At 53.2% G+C, this 20,370-nt stretch carries 16 protein-coding genes; 9 read left to right on the top strand and 7 right to left on the bottom strand.

Features of this window, described 5'->3' with window-relative positions:
- Positions 1 to 62: 62 nt before the first annotated feature.
- Positions 63 to 389: a hypothetical protein gene (locus SH139x_RS06510; protein WP_488354469.1), complete on the top strand. Its 327-nt coding sequence runs from the start codon at positions 63 to 65 to the stop codon at positions 387 to 389.
- Here SH139x_RS06510 and SH139x_RS06505 read toward each other — a convergent pair.
- The gene (locus SH139x_RS06505) at positions 386 to 1,126 is read right to left on the bottom strand and encodes a lecithin retinol acyltransferase family protein (protein ID WP_488354468.1); all 741 of its coding nucleotides are present in this window, start codon (positions 1,124 to 1,126) and stop codon (positions 386 to 388) included. The genes SH139x_RS06510 and SH139x_RS06505 overlap by 4 nt on opposite strands.
- Positions 1,127 to 1,192: 66 nt before the next feature.
- Between SH139x_RS06505 and SH139x_RS06500 the strand changes: the two genes are divergently transcribed.
- Positions 1,193 to 2,767, top strand: a complete 1,575-nt coding sequence (locus SH139x_RS06500) for a RecQ family ATP-dependent DNA helicase (RefSeq protein ID WP_488354467.1) — start codon at positions 1,193 to 1,195, stop codon at positions 2,765 to 2,767.
- An 83-nt stretch (positions 2,768 to 2,850) separates the two neighbouring features.
- Complete coding sequence (locus SH139x_RS06495; protein WP_488354466.1) at positions 2,851 to 3,870, top strand: class I SAM-dependent methyltransferase; 1,020 nt, start codon at positions 2,851 to 2,853, stop codon at positions 3,868 to 3,870.
- Positions 3,871 to 4,025: 155 nt separating this feature from the next.
- Here SH139x_RS06495 and SH139x_RS06490 read toward each other — a convergent pair whose 3' ends face one another.
- Positions 4,026 to 5,189 carry a glycosyltransferase family 4 protein gene (locus SH139x_RS06490; RefSeq protein WP_488354465.1) on the bottom strand — a complete coding sequence of 388 codons (1,164 nt, stop codon included), beginning with the start codon at positions 5,187 to 5,189 and terminating at the stop codon, positions 4,026 to 4,028.
- Between the two features lie 361 nt (positions 5,190 to 5,550).
- On the opposite strand from SH139x_RS06490, the gene SH139x_RS06485 reads away from it, so the two are divergent.
- The 5 genes from SH139x_RS06485 (at position 5,551) to SH139x_RS06465 (ending at position 12,175) form a co-directional block, all read left to right on the top strand.
- The gene (locus SH139x_RS06485; RefSeq protein WP_488354464.1) at positions 5,551 to 6,411 is read left to right on the top strand and encodes a class I SAM-dependent methyltransferase; all 861 of its coding nucleotides are present in this window, start codon (positions 5,551 to 5,553) and stop codon (positions 6,409 to 6,411) included.
- Between the two features lie 305 nt (positions 6,412 to 6,716).
- Entirely contained in the window at positions 6,717 to 8,171 is a 1,455-nt protein-coding gene (locus SH139x_RS06480) for a capsular polysaccharide export protein, LipB/KpsS family (RefSeq protein WP_488354463.1), read from the top strand.
- A gap of 121 nt (positions 8,172 to 8,292) precedes the next feature.
- The gene (locus SH139x_RS06475) at positions 8,293 to 9,300 is read left to right on the top strand and encodes a hypothetical protein (RefSeq protein ID WP_488354462.1); all 1,008 of its coding nucleotides are present in this window, start codon (positions 8,293 to 8,295) and stop codon (positions 9,298 to 9,300) included.
- A gap of 271 nt (positions 9,301 to 9,571) precedes the next feature.
- Positions 9,572 to 11,011: an MBOAT family O-acyltransferase gene (locus SH139x_RS06470; protein WP_488354461.1), complete on the top strand. Its 1,440-nt coding sequence runs from the start codon at positions 9,572 to 9,574 to the stop codon at positions 11,009 to 11,011.
- Between the two features lie 6 nt (positions 11,012 to 11,017).
- The gene (locus SH139x_RS06465) at positions 11,018 to 12,175 is read left to right on the top strand and encodes a hypothetical protein (protein WP_488354460.1); all 1,158 of its coding nucleotides are present in this window, start codon (positions 11,018 to 11,020) and stop codon (positions 12,173 to 12,175) included.
- A 243-nt stretch (positions 12,176 to 12,418) separates the two neighbouring features.
- Here the strand turns inward: SH139x_RS06465 and SH139x_RS06460 are convergent, their stop codons facing one another.
- Together SH139x_RS06460 and SH139x_RS06455 are read right to left on the bottom strand one after the other, a co-directional pair.
- Positions 12,419 to 12,550 carry a hypothetical protein gene (locus SH139x_RS06460; protein WP_488354459.1) on the bottom strand — a complete coding sequence of 44 codons (132 nt, stop codon included), beginning with the start codon at positions 12,548 to 12,550 and terminating at the stop codon, positions 12,419 to 12,421.
- Positions 12,547 to 12,669, bottom strand: coding sequence for a hypothetical protein (locus SH139x_RS06455; RefSeq protein ID WP_488354458.1), 123 nt, complete (start codon positions 12,667 to 12,669; stop codon positions 12,547 to 12,549). Before SH139x_RS06455 ends, SH139x_RS06460 begins: the two co-directional genes overlap by 4 nt.
- Positions 12,670 to 12,964: 295 nt before the next feature.
- Between SH139x_RS06455 and SH139x_RS06450 the strand changes: the two genes are divergently transcribed.
- Positions 12,965 to 15,550: a ComEC/Rec2 family competence protein gene (locus SH139x_RS06450; protein WP_488354457.1), complete on the top strand. Its 2,586-nt coding sequence runs from the start codon at positions 12,965 to 12,967 to the stop codon at positions 15,548 to 15,550.
- Here SH139x_RS06450 and SH139x_RS06445 read toward each other — a convergent pair.
- From SH139x_RS06445 to SH139x_RS06435, 3 genes are all read right to left on the bottom strand, one after another.
- The gene (locus SH139x_RS06445) at positions 15,547 to 16,119 is read right to left on the bottom strand and encodes an NUDIX hydrolase (protein WP_488354456.1); all 573 of its coding nucleotides are present in this window, start codon (positions 16,117 to 16,119) and stop codon (positions 15,547 to 15,549) included. The two genes, SH139x_RS06450 and SH139x_RS06445, sit on opposite strands and share 4 nt — an antisense overlap.
- Complete coding sequence (locus SH139x_RS06440; RefSeq protein WP_488354455.1) at positions 16,116 to 17,105, bottom strand: calcium/sodium antiporter; 990 nt, start codon at positions 17,103 to 17,105, stop codon at positions 16,116 to 16,118. Before SH139x_RS06440 ends, SH139x_RS06445 begins: the two co-directional genes overlap by 4 nt.
- A 236-nt stretch (positions 17,106 to 17,341) precedes the next feature.
- Entirely contained in the window at positions 17,342 to 20,197 is a 2,856-nt protein-coding gene (locus SH139x_RS06435; RefSeq protein ID WP_488354454.1) for a pre-peptidase C-terminal domain-containing protein, read from the bottom strand.
- Positions 20,198 to 20,370: the final 173 nt, after the last annotated feature.

Genomic DNA, 20,370 nt, shown 5'->3' with positions numbered 1-20,370 from the left:
TCAAGTTCTGGCGTGGGCTCGCAGAAAAGTGGGCGAATTGGAGCGGCGATCGAGAGATGGAAATGGCGATTCGCCGCCATCTGTCGTCGGCTGGATATTACGGAGGTTCCGCCAAGTTGCGGAACGTCCGCTTGGTCGCCGTGGCCAGACCGGGTTGGGTGCAAATTTATCGCTTTGACGTCACCGCTCGGCTGCATCAAACGAGCGCAGAGGATCAAGCCGACCCGCCCCCAATCGATCACGAGCTGTGTGGATTAGTCCGCGATGATGGACGCCGAGGCGGCGAAGTTCGCTGCTTTCGCGATGAAGCCGAGCGCCGCGCCCTCTTTGCTCGCTGGTCCGAAGGCCTGATTTGCCTCCGCGGAGCCCATGGGCTCGGCTCTAACTAGCGTTTGCGATTGGCGAACTGCTTGACTCCCCAAGCCGTCGATTCTCCAGCGACCCAAAACCCCGTCGCGGCCAGCATGCCGACGACGCCACCGCTGAGTCCCACCGCGGCTGACGCTGTGCCGCCCAAAATTTGTCCCGCCAATTTCCGTTTTGGCTCATCGACCAAGCCCACGTGCTGGCCCAACGCTTCGGTCGCCCACTGCACCGCGTCGGCAGTCAACAACCACGGGCTGCAACCGCGTGCCAAACCGGTCGCCAACCGTGACTTGACGGCAACCCCGCGAACTCCCCATCTACCGGCCGCCGACAACAACGCCTTCGCGCCTGCGCTGCTCGCCCGCTGCACGCAGACCGTCACCTGACGACTTTCCAGCTCGCCAGTCACACACCAACGGGCAAAATGCTCGCAGTTGTGATTCGTGAGGTGATACCGCGTGCCCACCACACCCGCGCGCCCCAAACAACGCAATGCGCGGCGGCGAATTTTGGCATCGTCCAGTCGCCGCCGATGCGACACTTCGTGGATAAAGCACTCGCCTTGGCGAGCAAATGCAACCAGCTCAGTGCGACAGATCCGAAACTGCTCCCAATCCCCCCCCGGTCCTGCGATCCCGCCTTCACCGTCGGTAAAATGCACCACCGTGCCATCGCCAAGACAAATTCCATGATGCTGGAAAGGCACCCCGCGGAACGTTCTCCAAACAAACACGTGGCGTGGGGGGCTACTTTCGGTCATCTGCGGTTCCTTGTTAATTTCTACTGCCGCTGTTACTTCTCGCGCCTGACTACAAAGACACTTTCGGTGACAGATCGATTTACAAAAATTTTGCAAAATGTCTTCGGCTACCCTAAATTTCGTGGCTGCCAATTGGAAGTGATTCGGCACGTCGCGGCCGGTCAGCACGCCATGCTGATCGCCCCCACGGGCAGCGGCAAATCACTCTGCTATCAAATCCCCGCCTTAGCAGCCAATGAAACTGCCTCCCACGAAACTGCCGCCAAGGGCAGGCCGGGCCTGACCATCGTGCTCAGCCCCCTGATCGCCTTGATGAAAGATCAAGTCGACGCCTTACAAGCTCGCCAAATTGACGCTGCGCTCATTAATTCATCACTGTCAACGGACGAACGTGAACGGCGGTACCGCGAGCTGGCTGCCGGTCGCTATCGATTGCTTTATGTTACCCCGGAACGCTTTCGAAAACCTGAATTTCGCCAAGCCCTGGCCACGCGTCAGGTTGATTTGCTGGCGGTCGACGAAGCGCACTGCGTCAGCCAATGGGGACACGACTTTCGTCCCGACTATTCTCGGCTCGCAGAAATTCGCCAACAACTCGACCACCCCCCCACACTTTTCCTCACCGCCACCGCCACCGCCGCGGTCCGCGACGACATCCTCTCCCAAATGCAACTCGACCAGGCCCACGTAAAAATCTTTCACGAAGGGATCGATCGCCCTAATCTTTCGCTCGACGTGCAAAAAGTTTGGGACGAAGATGAAAAAATTGAGGCAATTTGTCGCACGATTCACCAATGGCAAGCGTCAGCAGCGGAGCAGGGCGTTGCGGGCCAACCGGCAAAGGCCAGCCAAATGGGAGGGCAGGACCAAATGAGAGGGAAGGGTCAAGTGGGAGGCCTGAGAAAAACGGAAGGGCACGGTCGACCAGTCTATTCAGGGATCATCTACGTCACCTTGATCAAGACCCTCGAACGGCTCAGCGACGAACTGCGTCGCCGCGGCATCGAGCATGTCAGTTACCACGGCCAGTTGCCCCGCGACCAACGGCGAAAAATCCAAGACGCCTTCCTCGGCAGCAGCGTCCCCACAGTGCTGGCCACGAATGCTTTTGGGATGGGCATCGACAAAGAGGATATTCGTTTCGTCATTCATGCCGAAACGCCGGGATCGATCGAAGCTTACTATCAAGAAGTTGGTCGTGCGGGGCGCGACGGCGCTCCCAGCCAATGCCTCTGGCTTTACGATTCGGCCGATTTGATGACGCAAATGCAGTTCATCGGCTGGCGAAATCCTGATCTCGATTTTTTTTCGCGGACCTATCACTATCTCACCGAACACAACGAGCAAGTGCGTGGCTACGGACTGCAGTGGCTTTGCGAACGCTTGCAACGGGTCAGTCGTCACGACCATCGTCTAGAAACGGTGCTGGCCTTATTCGACCGTCACCAAGTGATTGCTGGGCACCACCCCCCCGATTGTTTCGACGTGCTCGGACCGATCCCCGAAATCTTGCTTGACGAGCAACGCATCGCGGACAAATTACGAGCCGACCAAAAACGACTTTATGCGCTGATTGAATTCGCCGAGACTCCACCCGACGAGCGACAAGGCTTTCTCCGCGATTACTTTCAGTTCGATTGATCTTGCCTGAGATCTGGCATTCTTTTTATTCTACCGGGTGCCCCTTACGAATTTTGCCGACCTTTCGGACTATTGAGCTCACCATGATCTTGCCGACAGCGCCTCTTGCCGTTGCCAAAAGCTGCGACCTCTGCCAGGCAAACGATTTTCAAACGATTTCTGATCGTGATCGCCGCGGCGACGTGCTGCTGACCGATATCTGCAAGCGTTGCGGCCTCGTTTCGCACCATGAAATTCCCACGGCCGAGCAGCTGCAGCATTTTTACGCCCACGAATACCGCTGGCAGTACCACGGCGAGCGGAAACCGTCGCCGCGGCGTGTAATGCGAGCCTGGAAGAATGGTTGTCGCATTGCCGCTCGATTGATTCCCCAATTCAACTGCCGCGCACCCATTTTGGAAATCGGTGCCGGACTAGGTTGCAACGTCAAAGCACTCAGCAACGCCGGCTTACCCGCTTCTGGCATCGAACCGAATCTTGATTTTCAAAAATACGCGGTCGATCACTTGCAGGCAAAAGTCACAAACGACTCGCTGGAAAACCTGAAAGGCGACCAAACCCATCAAGCGATCCTGCTCGTGCACGTCATCGAACACCTCCGCTCACCCACCTCCGCCTTCCAACAAATCCATCAACTACTGCATGAAGATGGCTTGTTGTATATCGAATGCCCCAACTTAGCTGGTCCTTTTGCGCCTCCGGCCAAGCTCTTTCATTTCGCCCACATCCATAACTTCACGCATGAGACAATGAGGCACCTGGCGGAACACAATGGCTTTGAACTGGTGGATCAATACACACTTCCGTCCCACGAGAACGTCGAAATGCTGTTCCGTAAATCGGCACAGGTATCGACACGACCGTTTGCCAGCGACGCGGCCCAGCAAACGCTCAAGGCAGCGTTTCGCTACGGCCCCTGGCGCTATCATCTGCGGCCCGCCTACCTTCGCCAACGGATTCGTAAACTCAGCGGCTACGCGGAAGAACATTTGCTAGCCAACCGTTGGGAGAGCCAGTTCACCGCAGCAAACCAAACAAAGTCGCCTTTCGCTCCGCGAAAGTATGATCAACAAAGTCGACTTTCGCTCCGTGAAAGTACTTAAGCACCTCGAGATGAGTGGTTCGGTTATATCAGCCGTTGAGCGGTAGAGAGCATCCGGTTCCGCGGAACCGGACGCTACCGCGTTCCGGCTGATTCCGTTTTGTTTGGTGACTTGTGGGGAGTTGCTTAGCTCCTTTTCGCGGGGCGAAAGGCGACTTAAGCGACATCTCGCCAGGCCCGCTCGCCGAACTGCTCAAACAAGCGATCATAGAGAGCGATGAGCCGATCGCTTTCATGTTCGATAGCAAAGCTGGCACAAACTTTGGCACGCGCTCGTTTACCCATTGCGGCTAAGTCCTCTCGCGTCGTCTCGCACAACTCCTGCAAACTCCGCGATAAACCGGGCACATCGGCAGCACCAACCAGCCACCCATCTTGTCCCGGCTCGATGATATCGGGCCACGCTCCGGCGGAAGTCGCCAAGACTGGCACTCCACACGCCATGGCTTCTAAACAAGTCACTCCAAAACCTTCGTTCCGCGACACGCAGGCCACCGCATCCATTGCCTGGTACCACTTGGGCAACTCACTGAAATCCTTTAGGAATCCAGTGAAATGGACCCGCTCTCCCAAACCGGCAGCCGCTAACTGACACTGCAAGCGATCGCGATAAGCAACGTATTCAGGAGTCACTTGGCCAACAAACAAGATTTGCCAAGCGGGATAATCGCCCAGCACGCTTGTTAACGCTTCGACAAGATCCCCTGAGCCCTTTTGCGGTCTCACCCGACCAAACACCCCCAGCGTCGGCCGATCTTCAATGTTCAGCTGCTGTCGGCAAAATGATTTGTCGTGTGCCGGAAAATACTCGCGAACATTGACTCCGTGATGACTCACCTCGGCTGGGCACTTGAGATAGTCGGCGGCCAATTTCGTGGTCGCCAATACCGCATCCATCCGCTGATAATAAAAACGAGTCAACCAGCGGTGGTGTCGCTGCGCGGCGCTGGTCCAAACGAGTATCAGCTTCTGTCGAAAAACATGTCGTAGCAACAACCCGGCCAACATATCGCTGTTGCGCCGCGCGTGCCAAATTCGCCAGCGATGCCGCTGCGGCGATGCCAGCCACTTCAGCAACCCGACGACCGGCATCCGGGAACTCAAGTTGCGACCGCAACAAGCAATCGGAATCGTCCGCGACATCACCGGCAGCAGAGCCTCCATCGTGGCGTTGATACCAGAAAATCGCCATCCTAGCGACGGGGCAATCACCATCGCCCGCGAGGGCTGCCGGATCTCAGTCCCTGGGTTGCGAGCAGGCAACGCAAAATCAGACTCTACTTGCGCTTCGGCGCATTGCATCGGATAGGATCGCGTCACCTGAACCTCTCTGGCTTAACTCGGGCTGTGGCAAATACGAAGATACCTTAGAAATCTATAACCAATCCCTCAACGCTACGACTAGGCCAACCTTGATCACTGAATACTAAGCCCCATGCCCTCACTAATGACGATTCCCGACCTGCTGAGGGTTCGCTTCAGGGACGCCCAATGTGCGAAAGCCGCCAGCATTAGCGTCATTTAGCCTATATCGAAATCGCTATTGTCGCCTCGATTCGTTGTCGCTAACATGCCTAGGTCAGTAGGGCCAGTCCACGAATCATTCCCATGGTCGCCTCTAGTCACCTCAGCTATAAGACTTTCCGCAGCCTCACTTGAGGGCTTGAGTGGTGGTCAAGTCATGATTGCTCATGTAGGAAACAGAATGATTACGCTTTGTCCTATTCTTGGTAGAGCCACGGAAGTCGAACCCACTCCCTTTTCTAGGGGTGAATGGAGAATTGTACGCTGCAAGGAAACGCGATTCGTCTTCCTTCATAACCCGCCGGACTACTCGCGGTTATCATCAGAGCTCGCCTGGGAGGTGACATCGGCGGCAGAAAAACTTCGCCGCAAGCAAACCGAACCCTTGATTAGCTCATTATCTGTCCGCGCTGCACGTTTGAAGCTCTTGCTCTTTCCCAAACGAAATCGATTTTTCTCACTCGCCCGCACCCACCTGCCTAAAGCTCTTCAGGGCGAACAACTTAGGTTTTTAGATATTGGCTGCGGGACCGGTAGCCTATTGGTGGATCTTTACAATAGGTTCCAAGCCGAACATCTAAACATCGTACCACATGGTATCGAAGTCTCACTCGAGAGTGCAAAACTCGCTAACGAAACCGTCAAACCGCTTGGTGGCTATGTACATCAGGCTAACGCGCTTGAAGGAGCCACACAACTCGAGCCCGGCAGCATTGATGTGGTGATCATGTCATCGTTTTTCGAGCACGAGAGTCAACCCCTGCTGCTGCTGAAGCGAGTCAAGAAAGCACTGAACGATAAAGGGATTGTTGTCCTAAAAGTCCCGAATTTTGGCAGCATTAACCGGGTCATTCGAGGCTCTAAATGGTGCGGCTTCCGATTTCCCGATCATACCAACTATTTCACACCAGCAACGCTTGCTCGAGTTGCCAACGAAGCCGGTTTTCATAGTCATCAAACGTTTTTCGATAAACTAATCTCCAGCGACACCATGTACGCTGTATTGAAAAAACAATAAAGCAAAATGCAATCGTGCTGTAACCTTCTCGCATCTTCCCATACCGGAAAGCCTGATCGGTACTTGCTTGGTGGGGCGTAACATCTTTAATTCCAAGCACCACAGTGCCTGATTGACTCGACGGAATTCGAGAAGTTCCTCTGTAAATTTAAGAAAATTCAAGGGCTTCCCATCAGCTTTGCCACCAGCCGCGGTGTCCCTCAGGTACTCCAGTCGCCTCTAAATCGCGATGACAAACACCCCGTTGAAATCTCAATGACAAGTGGCATTAGAAAAAACAACAGACACTCTTCGGATAAGTTTCAATGAAAGCCGAGCAAGAGGTGAAACCACCCAAGAAAATCGATACCGACGCGGCTCACAAAGAGAAAGTGTTAATCCACGCGGCTTATCCTTTGTGGCGAAAACATTTGATAGTAACGATGGCCCGCGCAAAAGAACTACAAGAAAACGGAAATCAGGTGGTCGTCAGCTACTGCAATGCAAGAGGTGGTACGTGCGCGGTCAACTACACCGGCAACCCCCTTTCCTGTGTGATCTGCCAAGCGCGTGTACGCGATGCGGCCCAAGCCAGCGGCCTGCCTGTAGTCGCCTTGGATGTCACCAACGCGCAAACCGAATCAACCCCCGCCCTTAAGCTCAGTGAGCTACGACAAGTTGTCGAGGGGGTGAATAGTGGACTCATCTCATCTTTCCGGACGTTGCCGCTTGAGTGCAAGAAAGTTCCCATTCTTGACCGGATCCGTCGGCGGTATTACGCCACGGCAAGTGGCGTTTTGAAATCGATGAAACGGCTGGTTGAGTCAGAACAATTTGAGCATGTTGAAGTCTTCAATGGTCGGCACGCCTGCTCGAAGACTGCCATTATTGCAGCCAAGTCGGCAAACCTACCATTCAATACATTGGAAATCACCGCAGGCGGTAAGAAACCAATCATCCACCTTGGGCATGTCGTTCATGATCGAAAAGCGATCCAACGACGTATCGCGAGTCAGCCAATTGATATACAGCTTGCCACGCAATTTTTTGCAAAGCGTCGCCTACCGTCAGGAAATAAATTTGCCAAGAAACATAAATTAACGTTCATCGCCCCACCAGAGAGTGAAAACAAACGTCGGGTAAGCATCTTCCTCAGCAGCCAGGATGAATTTGCATCGCTGGGAAGGGATTGGGACTCTCCGTTTTCAGATTACGCTCCCATTGTTGAGGCGGCCTGCAAAGCCAATCCTGAAATTTTCTTCTGCATTCGCTTCCACCCGAATCAGGCAGATGTGGCGGGAGATATTGTTTCTCCATTCGATCAAGTTTCCGAATTACCTAATACCAAGATCTATTTTCCTACGGATCAAGTCAACTCGTATGAATTAATGGATTGGAGCGATACCGTCGTAACCTTCGGTTCGACAATTACAGTGGAGGCGTGCTGGGCAAAGAAACCAGTAATCATGCTAGGCCCATCCTACTTCGATGAACTCGATGTGTCGTACAACCCAAGTAGTCTCCATGAATTCATCGCTCTATTGTCACATAACTTGCCACCAAAGAATGCGGATAATGCGGCCCGCTTTGCTTATTACCATTGCCATGACCAGAACCCGCTGCGATATGTCGAGACATCAGGCAAGCGAATGGAAGCAAAAGGGTTTACGCTTAAATATGGTCTGATTGGACAACTAGCACGATCATCAGACAACATCGCTTGTCGGTTCATCAAGACTTGGGCGAAACGTTCCCTCAAATCAATCAACAAACCTGCGTGAGAGCGTAAGCGAAAACAAATAACGAAACGCCTCATCACTGGGTAATACTTTTCACGCCAGGTTAAAAGGTAAAATCTTTTTCGGTGCTGGAGCACGGCGAATCCTAACGGCAATCTCGAAAATGAAAAATTTATATCTAGCCTGCACACCGTTACAGATTTTGAATGCAACCGAAGCGCGAGACCGGTTTCACAGCGGAGAACAGAATTATCTGGTCTTTGTTCAAAGTCCACGCAAATCGGCCGCCCTAAATCATGAGCTCAGGCGATTGACCGACTCTCTAATCGATGACTGCTGGGAGAAAGTATGGAATCTGCATGCAACTAAATTGGATCAGATTTTGTTTCCCTGGCTTTCAAAAAAAATAAATAAAGAGGTTTCCCCCTGTTCCTTGTTGTATGCAGGCGGATTTCAAACCCAACTCCGCCACCTGATTAACGTAGTCAATCATGAAGAACTCATCATTACGGATGGGGGCGCTGGTTGCTCCGAATCAGCATTACAACAGAAAACCCACTCAAAAAAACTGATTTATCGTTTCTTGCCAGGCATGCGAGCTGAATTTCCATGCTTGCGCAATGCAAGATTCTTCACCAGCTACAATCTTCAGCTGGAAGCCAACCGGAGAATACAAAACGACTATCGTATGCTTCGGCAACGAATAAAAAAACAATACCCTATTCGCAATGAGTTAGTGTTCATATCTCAACCACTTGAAAAGGACTTGGGAATACGCGTCGAAACCGAACGTCTCATCGAGCACGCCAAGCGACTTCATGGCGTCGAGCGGTGCCGACACATCTTGCACCCTCGAGAAAACCAGGGAACTGCCAACTCGGAGCGTCTTCGTTGTCTCGTAGAATTATTCGCACTTCATGAAGGCTATTTACCGAAGGCGTTTGCAACCTACATGTCCTCAGCCGCGAGGTCATTGCAACTGATTTATGGAGTCCCAATCACTTGTTTTGACGTCGTCCCACTCTTGCCAAGCGGCACACCGAAAAACCTAGTTAGAGAGATCACCCAAGTCTATGACGACCTACATGATTCCGGGCTGAATGTCTTGCCCATCCCGGCCGATTGCTACTACCAAGCCATCCTAGATGCGGCCCCCAGACGAGCGGCATAGATTTCAGCAACATAGCCTAACCTCGCGCGCGTCTCACGACTGAGGGAGACAATGGGTGTAATCCAGCTCAGAGCATACCAGTTGCTTTACATGCCCCCTGTCGGTCGTCCAGTGTAACGCCAATGCTCACTACGGGATTTAGTTACCTCTCGCTTTGCACCTGACATAAATCGCTTCCTTCGGCTTCCAACACAACCAACGGAAGTCATCCCGACATCAGGCAGCTTTATGAGATCACTCGTAAGTCGGTGATACGTTCGACGGAAAAGAAATGCTATTTAATTCGATCCCTTTTTTAGTTTTTTTACCAATCGTCTTTATGATGTATTGGTTCGTCGCCCAGCGAAACGTTCGATTTCAGAACCTAATTTTATTATTCGCAAGCTACTTCTTTTACGGCTGGTGGGATCCGCGCTTCTTAATTTTGATTTTCGTAAGCTCAGCGATTGATTTTGCGATCGGACTCGCATTATCGCAGCCACGCAGCGCGTGGACGCGAAAATCGCTTTTTATGGTGAGTGTCAGCTTCAATCTGGGCATGCTCGGGGTCTTTAAATACTATAATTTCTTCATCGATAGCTTTGTCGACCTGCTGTCGAAGGCTGGCATTACCACCTCAGTGGGAAGTCTTGATATTGTCTTGCCGGTTGGAATAAGCTTTTACACCTTCCAGACGCTTAGTTATTCCATCGATGTCTATCGCCGCCGCATCGAACCTACACATGACGCGGTAGCCTTTTTCGTCTTTGTTAGTTTTTTTCCACAACTGGTCGCCGGCCCCATCGAAAGAGCGTCCAACCTGCTGCCACAATTCCTACACCGCAGGGTCTTTGACTATAGTGCAGCGGTAGACGGACTTCGTCAGACTTTGTGGGGACTCTTTAAGAAGATAGTGATCGCCGACAATTGTGGGCTGTACGCGGATCAGGCCTTCAATGACCACGGGAACTTCAGTAGTATCGCTCTAATCGCGGGGGCGTTTTGCTTTTCGTTGCAAATATATTGTGATTTTTCAGGCTACTCAGATGTCGCGATCGGCGTATCTCGGCTGTTTGGGTTTTCACTAATGCGCAACTTTGCTTTCCCTTATTTTTCACGCGATGTTGCTGAGTTTTGGCGACGTTGGCATATTTCGCTTTCAACCTGGTTTCGAGACTACGTTTACCTACCGCTAGGAGGTAGTCGCGTCACTCGAGCACGAATGATTCGAAACACTTTCATCGTTTTCCTTGTCAGCGGCTTATGGCACGGAGCGAGCTGGACGTTTGTGGTTTGGGGACTACTTAACTCGCTCTACTTCCTGCCGCTGCAACTTGCGGGAATGAATCGGCGGTTCGTTGCTCATGAGATGCCAGAGAACAATTGGTTGCCATCCCTGCGGGAAATTAGACAAATCCTTGTTACTTTTTCATTAACGCTAGTGGCCTGGGTCTTCTTTCGGGCAGAGTCACTGAATCACGCACTGTCGTACTTAAAACATACATTCTCTTTTAATGCATCCACGGCGGGGCTGAGCGTTCCTGTTGAGCTGTGGGTCTTAATCACGTTTTTCCTGCTCATCGAATGGGCTCAGCGCGGACGACAACATCCTCTGGAAATGACTTCGCCGCCACCTTCAGCCCCCCTGCGTTGGACCATTTACGGATCCCTTTTGTGGCTAATTTTGGTATTCGGAGGTCAACAACAAGATTTCATCTATTTTCAATTTTAAACGACGATGAATAGAAACAGTTATTCAACTCCCCAGCTAGAGCGTCTCCAACTAAGAAAATTCACCGTAAGATGTTTTATTTTTTTGCTGCTTGTCGCAACTGTCTGTCTACCCGGATTGGTTGTTCTTGCGCGTTCCGGGGAAAGTTTTTACAACATTGAATCCGCTCTGCGGCTAATCGAAGAAAAACCAGTGCTCGTCGGTTTCGCTTATAACGAGGACAATTATGGTTTTTTAAAACAGCGGCGACTTGCGACAATGGATCGACAGGACGTTGTCGCATTAGGTTCATCGAGAGTTCTCGAGTTCCGAGAGGAAATGTTCAGGTGCTCTTTTTACAATGCCGGCTACACAATCTCGCCGATCACCGAGTTTCGCGAATTCACCGAACGTTTGCCTGCGGCTCATCATCCTAAAATTTTAATTATTGGCCTAGATCAATGGATGTTTAACACACGCTGGATCGAAGGCACTCTCACTTCGCCGGATCGGTGGACAATCAATACCTCAACCGATATTGAAAAGGGGTTTAGAAGCCTACCCAAAGTCTACAAGGACCTTGTCCGAGGTCGCGTTCCGCTGACCCAACCAAATTCTCCGGTCACGCTCATTGGACTAAACGCAGTTAGCAACCTTGCCGGATTTCGAAACGACGGTTCGTTCGATTATGGGAATCGTATCACCCAATTATTGACTACTGATCCGCTCGGGGTCGCGTTGCCCGCGCCAAAGGGAAGACGATTTGTCGGCGGCGACCATCTAGACGAACAAGCGGTAAATGAGTTAGCGATGTTTTTGGCGGATTGCCAGAACCAAGGAATACATGTTATAGGGTTTGTGCCGCCGATGATGGATCGCGTGTTGGAACATCTGCGTCGTTCCGGGCAACACGGCTATTTGAACGAGTTAGCGGCAAGACTTCGCCCGCTGTTTTTGCGACATCGATTTGAATTTTATTCATTTGAATCAATGTCAACAATCGGCTCTGACGATTCCGAAGCGATCGACCTGATTCACGGAAGTGATGTGACTTACCTTCGAATACTATTGGCGATGGTGGACCAGGGATCTGAAATTGCAACATGCGTCGATCGGAATCAATTGGCCACGGACCTTGCGAAGCGACGGAATCGCTATCAAGTTTATCCTGCCTCTGCTGACTGACATGGGACCGCTCACAAGGTACCCGCAATGTTTGGGACGGAAAGTCTTCCCCCGTCGCCCGTAAACGCCCAGCAACACCTCAGCGCCCAACAGCACCATTGGCGTGATCCCTTGATGTGGCGGGCCGGGTGCTAGGTTGGCTTCCAATGTCTGGCGACGGTTCATGCGGATGCGGTCACGACAGGAGGTCCGCTGGCAACGGGATGTTTTTTGACAGTCTTAATGCCATCCATGCGGAGCGAGTTACTTAATCTCATAGTTCAACATTACGCTGATCTGACGCACCAGATCATCTGGTTGAGGCGAAATAATTTCACCTTCATCAGCAGGGACTTCATAGTTTTGACCGTACACGCCCGAGTAGGTTCGTGTCATCGCGCCGTCGGCGGTGCTTGCGCTAGCCAAGACCGCAGTTGGTGCCGGAATGTCTGTTCCGCCTGCTGCTGCGTGGCGGCCAAGATGGAATATTCGGGAAAGCTCCATACGCGAGCCATAGATGATCCATCAGCCGACCTTCGAATCACCAATAGTGTCGCTAATTTCAATGCTAGCAAAGGCTCACCCCCGATATTTGACCTTGCGCCTAGTGCTGCATGCTCGCAAGTCGAGACAAGACGTAGCTAAACAAGTTCGTTCATTCATCGTCCGCCCGTTGCAATCACTCAAGATCACTAATTTTGAATTGCCGTCTCGATGGCAAGCAGTTGTTTCGCTTTGTTGCCAGGCAAGCTATCATCTTTCGGAGAAAATATGGTTCCCCCAAGCTTTACCCAATAAGTTGGCAACGTCTTGACCACGGCCCCGTTGCAGCAAATCGATCAGCCTGCTCAGTCGCTCCGACTTGGCTGTAACGCGCCGCAAACTGGCCTTATTGATTTGCCGGCGGTTCGTCTCGCCTTCGCCTGTGCGGCCGGAGTTTTAATTGGCCTGGTCAGCGAGTTGGGTATTTTTACTTGGTTCGGATTCGTCTTGCTGGCTTTGCCATTTTGTTTTTTCTCACGCCGCAAAACAACAATTTCCGCCGCGACAACGCTGGCGGCGATTGCAGCCATGGCGGCTTGGCACGAAGCGTCGCAACCAGCCCCCGGGGCGAGCGATGTCAGCTGCCTGGCACCGGCCAACTGGGAGCCGGTGGTGTTGCGGGGCGTCGTCCACAGCTGCGTAGAAATCCGCCAAAACCCACTCGCCGCCTTCCGCCGCGATGGCGAATCCTCCGCGCACATTTCCTTATTGAAATTGACCGTAACGGCCGTTCGTGACGGCCAAACTTGGCGGCCGATGAGCGGAGGCATCAGCACGGTTGTCCAAGGTGATGCAACGCACCTGTTGATCAACGATCAAGTCACTGCCTACGGCCATTGGCAAGAAATCCGCCCCCCCTCCAACCCTGGTTCGACCGATCTCCGCGATGTTTACGCACTGCGCGGTATCGGCGCGAGACTGCGGATCGACCAACCCGAACAACTGGAAATGCTGCAATCGGGTAGACCGGGAATTTGGCGAGCAATCAGTTGGATCAGCGCGGAAGGAAACGAGGTGCTCAACAAATATGTCGGCGAAGAAGCGGGTGCGTTGGCCGCCGCCTTGGTCCTCGGCCGCCGCCGCGCCGTTTCCCCAGAGACGCACGATCGACTGGTAGAAACAGGCACTGTTCATTTGCTCAGCGTCAGCGGTTTACATCTTGCGATGGTAGCCACGTTGATCAGTTTGCTGATGCTACTGACCGGCTGGAGGCGGACGCTACAAATCGCGGTGATACTCGGATTTTGTATTTTTTATGCAGCCCTCACCGGAGCCCGACCGCCCGTCTTGAGAGCTTCGATTCTGGTGGGAGCCGTGTTGCTCGCAACTTGGGCGGGACGCCAACCAAGCGTACTCAATTCACTCGCGCTGGCGGCCATTACGCTACTGGTGCTGAAACCGAATCATTTATTCGATACCGGCACCCAGCTCTCTTTTCTAGCCGTGATCACCCTGGTGGTAGCCGGACGCGGAGTGCTGGCCGGCGCCCGCGCTGACGTCCAGCTTGAACGCCTCGCGCAGAGAGAATCTCATTGGTTGATACAATATTGTCGTCAACTCCCCAAACTTGCTCGCCAGAGTCTCGTAGTCAGTTTCTGGATGTGGGTGGCTACCATGCCGCTGGTCTGGCACGCCTATAAAGTCTTAGCCCCCATCTCGATACTTGCCAATTTGGTAATGATGATTCCATTAAGCATCAGTCTGGTGCTGGGATTAATCACAACTTCGGTAGGGTTGTTGGCCGGGGCTGCTGCGGCACCCTTTGGCTGGGCGTGTGAGTGGTCCATTCTACTGTTAGATTTAATCGTCCGCAGCGGAGCAGCGGTTCCGTACGGACATTTCTGGCTGCCAGCTCCGCCGGCTCAATGGGTTGGCATATTTTACCTCGTGATCTTGCTGGCCGGCCTCGCACCGCGAATTCAACCTCGGCTAAGCAAGCTGGCGTCAGGAAAAGCCCTCTGCTGTTGGACAGCAATCTGGTTAAGTGTCGCAATCTGGCTGGCTCACCAAAGACCTCATGACTCGCTCGCAAACAGTGACTCACTGGCAGCCACCTTCATCGACGTCGGCCACGGAACCAGCGTGTTACTGCAACTTCCTAAGGGACAAGGGACCTGGCTATATGACGCAGGCAGCTTGGGTGATCCCCAGTGGAGTTCCGCTCCCATCGAAGATACTTTGTGGGCGGAAGGTATTTCACAACTTGACGGCATCATCATCTCACATGCGGATGCTGATCACTACAACGCCATTCCTGACTTGCTAAGACGTTTTCATGTGGGCAGGCTGGTCACGCCCCCGGGCCTGCTCGCTGACCGACAACGTGGCCTCGATCCGCTTCGTCGCTCGTTAACAAAGCGCCCACTGCCCGTCGATATCATTGCCGCAGGTGACCTGCTGGCTGCGGCGAATCAACCAGCTTGGGCCGCTTGCCTCCACCCGCCGACAGAGTTACTCGACGGCTCCGATAACGCCAACAGCATCGTGCTGGTCATTCAGTTTGCCGGTCGCAGCCTGATTTTACCCGGTGATCTTGAGATGCCTGGCACCGACGTCGTGATCGGCTACGAACGGCCAACAAGTGGCGGAGTCCTGATGGCACCTCATCACGGTAGCGTCGCTCAAGACGCCAGCCCAATGCTACAGTGGGCACGTCCTAAACTGGTAATTGTCAGTGGCGGAGAGCGGGCCAGGCAGCCAGAGGTCAAACAGATGCTCTCACAAAACGGTGCCGACGTGCTGGTGACGGCGGAACTGGGGGCAATTCAAGTCATCATTTCGCCCGCCGGCGAAGTGACCACAAGGCACTGGCAGAATAATTCCTGGCAGACTAGCGACTGGCAGAGCGATTAGTGAAAACAACCGTCATTTCCAGCCAACAAACGCGACGTTTTAAGGATCGCCAAACAACTCGGTGCGTGCGTGATCTCTGAGCACATCACCGCTTCGACTGCCTCGGCCAACGGCAGCGTGCGATGCTCGATTACCTCACCTCCATCTAAGTTTGTCGGGCCGAAAGTCAGTTCCCGAGCCAGATACAAACGTGTCGGCGAAACCACGTTCGCGGTAAAGGGATCGACCACTCCCAAGTCAGTCCAACAACCGGCAGCGATGCCCAACTCCTCGAGCAACTCACGTTCCGCGGCCGCTTGAGTCTGCTCACTTGGCTCCACACCCCCGCTGACACATTCCAGCGTGATCCGGCCAACGCCGTAATGAAACTCTTCGGTTAAATGAACTTGCTGTTGCTCATCCATCGCCAGCACGCACACCCCCGGTTTGATCCGCACCACGCAGTAACTACCCGGGTTGCCGTCGGGACGAGTCACTTCGTCGCGACGGACACGCACCCAGGGGTCGCTGTAGACTTCACGCTGAGCGTTGATAGTCCATGGACCATGCTTTCGCGGCAACACGCTCATGTTGCCTGCTGTTGCACGCTGAGAACGTGATACACCTGATACCCGATGTATGCGATATAACAAATCAGCATTCCCGCGCCCTCATTCCTGCTGATCACTCGACCAGTGTAGAAGATGGGCCAGCAAGCAATCGTGGCGATCAACATCACGGGTAAGTCAATTCGCATCATTTGCTCACTGACCGAGATCGCCTCCGGCGAGACACAAGAAGCAATTCCAAGCACGGCCATTAGGTTAAACAAATTACTGCCAACGATGTTACCAATCGCCATCTCGCGTTTCCCCTGAGCCGCAGCCACGATGCTGGTGACAATTTCGGGCATCGAGGTGCCCACGGAAACGACGGTCAAGCCAACAATTTCGTCGCTCACTCCCAACAACGAGGCCAACCTCACTGAGCCATCGACCAAGTAGTGAGCGCCGATCACCAACATAAAGAAACCGAACACGCATAGAACAGCCGGCATCACCAAACGCAGCCACCCCGACTTACGCGTCTCGGCCGTCTCCGGCTCAATCAACTCATTGATAACGTCTTCGTGGGACTTACCGAGATAAACCTGAATCGCCAAGTAAAGACAAAGCCCCAGCACTAATAGCGCTCCGTCAATCCAATTGAAAACGCCATCCCAGGCCATCAAGTACGCCCCCAAGGAGACGACGATCATGAATGGCACGTCAACTCGCAGCAACTGCGGTGAGACTGGCAATTTGACGATCGCCGCGGAGATTCCCAACACCAAAAGTATATTGATCGTGTTGCTGCCAAACACGTTGCCCAAACCGACCCCCGCTTCACCGGCGAGCGCGGCCCTCACCGTAACGGCTAACTCCGGCGCACTGGTCCCAAAAGCCACCACCGTCAACCCCACGATGAGCGGCGGAACCCCCAGCGTAAATGCTAACCGCGAAGCGCCCTTCACTAACCAGTCAGCCCCCAGCACCAACACGACTAGGCCACCAAGCATCGCCAAGCTGATATACATGCAGAGGCCAAAAATTTCGAGGAAAAAGAGACACCACGCGAAAAATTCCGCGTATATTCATGCCTAGAAACCTCGTCAGTCTATCGAACACCCCCGCAAGGAGCCAGGGGCGAGCGAAGCGAGCACAACGCAAACAGCTGCGAAGCCAGCAGCGCCTTATTGCCTAGCCCTGACACTAAAGTGCTGGCCACCTCGCCCGATTCGCGCGGTTGAGGCGGCTGACATGGGAAGGATGCTTATTCGAAGTTCAGCGACGTACCAAATCGGTCGCGGAGAGCTAAGAAGTCCAAAAAGTTGACCGCTCCACTTGCGTCAAAGTCGAATTCTCCTTTGAAGCCCTCATCATCATCAGCCAGGCCAAACGTCCCGCGAAAACCCAAGAAGTCCAAGAAATTAACGGAGCGATCTCCCGACTGATCGCCGTAGTAGCGGAAAAAGTTATCCGCTTGATTGCTACCGAACTGTCGCGAACCACCAAAGACTCCGTCGCGATTGGCGTCTAGGGCGTTGCCGTCGACGTCGAGGATCTCTTCTCCTACCATGTTTAGTTGGTAGTTTCCATCGACCAAGGATCCATGCTCCACGAACTCACCCGTAAAAGTTAGCGTGGCTACGGTGCGTCCGTCAACTTCAGCACTGTTTACAATCAAATCGACGGCGCCTCCCTGGGCACCACGCTTGAGTAACTCGAAGGCCCCCGCGTTAATCGACATCAAGCCATCGAAAACCACCTGAACCTGCTCCACTCGACTCCGCTGCGCGGTACCGTCGCCGATCTTAATCGACTCAATCTCTCCCAGATCAGTAACTTGCACAAGCATCGGCTTTTCCACCGATTCTCCGGCCTGATCAACGGCGCGAACGCGAAATGCGAAACTCGATTGAACTTCGTAATCGAGCTCAGCCCCCGCTCTGAGCAACAACTGGTCGCCGCTAATAAGAAAATCGTCGTTATGGTCGTCTCCCGCACCATCAACCAACGAGAATGTATGCGAATCATCAGCATCCGCATCCACTGCTGCGAGGAGTCCGATAAGACGATTACTTTCCATCGATAAATTCTCGTGAATCGAATCATTGTCCAAGCCAATGTCTGTGGGAGGAGAGTTTTGAGGAATATCATTTAGAAAAACGATGTATCCCCCTAAATTCGCCCCCTCACTATCGCCGCCGCCAGTCAGCGGGTTGTAAGAAAAATTAGCATAAGCAGACACGCCTAAGTAATAGGTGCCCGCAGTAGCAAAAGTATGCTCTATGTAGGATTCTAACCCACTGCCTTCTGGGTCGGGACCGGGATCATCGTCACTGACCGCTAATTCAACACCATTTTCATCGAATAGCCTCAACACCGAATCCAAACTAGAAGACGCGGCGCGGTCCAAATCGAATCCAACCCGCTGGCCCTGAGAGACGGTAAATTGATACATGTCAACATCCCATCCGGGGGAAATCGCACCGCTCACAGAACCGCCAATGCTGGCATTGGAGGCTTCAGAAATTTGGTCATTGGTATCGACCGATACCTGAATTAATGCAGGAATTCGAGAACGGTTGTTACCTTCGTCAAACTCGGCCGAGTCCCCGAAAGCATCGATGCTGTACACCAAATAGTAACTTCCCCCCGCCATGTCGTTGGGAACTTGAAGATCCGCACTCACCGTTGACCAGCTGAAGGGATTCAGCGAGGACATGCTGACGTCTCCGACAAACGTGTCACTGACCTCGTATGTGGTGTTGCTCGAGAGCCGAAAACGCACCGTGTAATCTCCCGTAACTTCGGTGCCGTTGTTACGAGTGTAGGTCGTTGCGGAAAACGATTGACCTTGCGTTAACGTGGTATCGGAGACGCCCTTAAAATCAGTATCAAACCAGTCGTCATAATCGACCAGATCTGGGCGGTCCGTCGGTGGCCGATCTGTGGCATCGGCCGCCTTCCAAGATTGAATGCTATTGAATTTATCAGCGGTAATTCTCGTGAATGCGTTGTACGCAGGCACGCCGCCGATGGTCGTGTGGTGAGAAGCGACCCCGTGACTAACCGTGCCCGAAGTTGTGTACCACAAGGAACTGCCACTCTGACCGGGCCAAACATCCATCGTGTCGGTCCGTAACAAATGAGTTGAAATGTTATAGCTGCGGGCGTTTCCTGTCTGGGTGTACTGGCCCATTCCATCGGTCCAATTATTGAGATCTCCCGGGTAACCCGAAGTGCGAGCCGTATTGTTATAGTAATTATTGTCGGTGTTGTAGCCGTACCCTAGCCAACCTGTGTGGTCACCCAGATTGCGATCAAGGGTCACTACGGCGATATCCCAATCCCAGTTTCCGCTCTGCGTCCAACCGGTAAACGTCCGCACATACTGCCAGCTCGATTCCCCATAGAATTGATCATCGCTTCGCGTGCCACCCAAATAATCACCATCCTGACCAGGCGAAATGGTCACGTCATCCATCCACGATCCACCATTGCCGTCATGCACACAGTGGCCGGCGGTCAGAAAGTGAAAAGCGCCAATCATCGCACCACTGCATGTGTAAGTAGAAGTCCCAAACTCCTGCCACTGCTTGCCCACAGTGCGATAGGGATACGCCGTTGTGTCGGAGACACGGGTGCGACCGTCGTCGCCGAAAATATAACGAAACCCTGGCCCGTCGGTGTCTTTGTCTTCGCCCCGTTTGCCATCTTGACCACCGGGACCATAAGTGCCGTCAGACCAACTGCTGACTAAGTCAGAGAGGCCTTCGTAGCCCATCTCCTGAGCGGCCGACTCCATCGAATCCACAAACTGCAAATCGGCCAAATTGACTGGGCGAACAACCTCGGTACGCGTGCTCGGATCAAATTCCACAACCTGGGCTGGACTGACAATCTCCGCCGAATGTGGAGAGCGAGCGAACGCTGCTGGCGAGTCATCGCCGGCCTTCGCTAGGAAGTGCAGGGGAGTGCTTTCCTGCAATCGCAGATTGGCTGCCAGCAACCTTCTCGTTTCCAGAATCTCCAAGTGGTGCCTGCGCATGCTGCCAAACTTACCGGGGCTTCCAGCCGACGCTCGGCGGCGAGGCGACAAAGAGGGGAACATTCGTTCAAACACGGCTTCTTTCCTTTTTTGGTGGGATCATCCCGATTGCATCAAATTTGCAATCTTAAGAAACCAATGGAAACAGAAACCGTCAGGCGACACGGCGTCAGCTTTTGCAGAATTTTTTTTCGAGCAAACCTGTGAGCATAAACCCACCCCGCGCTCGCTTATTCCCGCTATCGCTC

Source organism: Kothea flammea, from assembly GCF_052161645.1.
Classification (GTDB): Bacteria; Planctomycetota; Planctomycetia; order Pirellulales; family Pirellulaceae; genus Laterigemmans.
Note: the sequence above shows the minus strand (reverse complement) of the source record. Positions and strands in the feature narration are given on the sequence as shown.

What these genes read in the sequence shown, in the direction of transcription:
- SH139x_RS06480 (WP_488354463.1), top strand. Translation starts at nt 6,717, where the DNA reads ATGAAAGCCGAGCAAGAGGTGAAACCACCCAAGAAAATCGATACCGAC.
- SH139x_RS06455 (WP_488354458.1), bottom strand. Translation starts at nt 12,669, where the DNA reads ATGGCTCGCGTATGGAGCTTTCCCGAATATTCCATCTTGGCCGCCACG.
- SH139x_RS06505 (WP_488354468.1), bottom strand. Translation starts at nt 1,126, where the DNA reads ATGACCGAAAGTAGCCCCCCACGCCACGTGTTTGTTTGGAGAACGTTC.
- SH139x_RS06510 (WP_488354469.1), top strand. Translation starts at nt 63, where the DNA reads ATGGCGATTCGCCGCCATCTGTCGTCGGCTGGATATTACGGAGGTTCC.
- SH139x_RS06445 (WP_488354456.1), bottom strand. Translation starts at nt 16,119, where the DNA reads ATGAGCGTGTTGCCGCGAAAGCATGGTCCATGGACTATCAACGCTCAG.
- SH139x_RS06465 (WP_488354460.1), top strand. Translation starts at nt 11,018, where the DNA reads ATGAATAGAAACAGTTATTCAACTCCCCAGCTAGAGCGTCTCCAACTA.
- SH139x_RS06475 (WP_488354462.1), top strand. Translation starts at nt 8,293, where the DNA reads ATGAAAAATTTATATCTAGCCTGCACACCGTTACAGATTTTGAATGCA.
- SH139x_RS06460 (WP_488354459.1), bottom strand. Translation starts at nt 12,550, where the DNA reads ATGACACGAACCTACTCGGGCGTGTACGGTCAAAACTATGAAGTCCCT.
- SH139x_RS06495 (WP_488354466.1), top strand. Translation starts at nt 2,851, where the DNA reads ATGATCTTGCCGACAGCGCCTCTTGCCGTTGCCAAAAGCTGCGACCTC.
- SH139x_RS06440 (WP_488354455.1), bottom strand. Translation starts at nt 17,105, where the DNA reads ATGTATATCAGCTTGGCGATGCTTGGTGGCCTAGTCGTGTTGGTGCTG.
- SH139x_RS06470 (WP_488354461.1), top strand. Translation starts at nt 9,572, where the DNA reads ATGCTATTTAATTCGATCCCTTTTTTAGTTTTTTTACCAATCGTCTTT.
- SH139x_RS06485 (WP_488354464.1), top strand. Translation starts at nt 5,551, where the DNA reads ATGATTGCTCATGTAGGAAACAGAATGATTACGCTTTGTCCTATTCTT.